This is a genomic window from Prevotella sp. P3-122 (assembly GCF_002251365.1).
Lineage (GTDB): Bacteria > Bacteroidota > Bacteroidia > Bacteroidales > Bacteroidaceae > Prevotella.
This window is the reverse complement of sequence record NZ_NPJH01000022.1, coordinates 1-579: the sequence shown is the minus strand read 5'-3', so window position 1 is coordinate 579 and position 579 is coordinate 1. Positions and strand designations below refer to the sequence as shown.

Sequence of the window (579 nt, the reverse complement as noted above, 5' to 3'; positions counted from 1 at the left end):
TCAGTGAAGTATGCTATATCGGCACCATTGTTCTGGAAACCTACAGTTGCGGCAACGTTGCGGTCAACGCCAGTGAGCTTGACATCATCGACCTTAAGTGAACTGATGGATGCACCCCACTTGTCGCGCTCTATGTAGCAGATTATGCGTATCTGCTTGGTATTGGCAAGAGTGGTGAAGTCAGAGGCGTAGGTCTGGTAGCTGTCACTCGTTACAGGGATGGTAACCTTGTTGGTCGCATTCTGCAAGTCCTGTATGCGAAGGCTGCCAAAGCGGCTGCCATCGCTCTTTATGCCACCCTTGGCAAGGGCTGAGAACGAATAGGTCTCGTTGGGAGCAACGTCCACAATCTGGGAAACCTCACCGGCAGACCAGCCGTCGTTCCACATATAGCGGTCCATGGACAACACGTGGTTGTTCTGGTCAACCTCGTTGCTGCGCTCCTCGGCAACAATCTCCTGAGTGGAGTTGTACTGGTCGTAAGGATATACGTCCCAACCCTCTATGCGGGTAACGATGTTGCGGCTCTTGGAGAAGTCCCACTCACCCTCGAAGCCGGGGTTCTTTATCAGGTTCTCC

The 579-nt window shown here is 53.0% G+C and carries 1 protein-coding gene; it reads right to left on the bottom strand.

Annotation, left to right across the window (positions count from 1 at the left end; genetic code table 11):
• The coding region (locus CIL02_RS04070; RefSeq protein ID WP_170935010.1) for a carbohydrate binding domain-containing protein at positions 1-579 on the bottom strand (579 nt) is incomplete at both ends.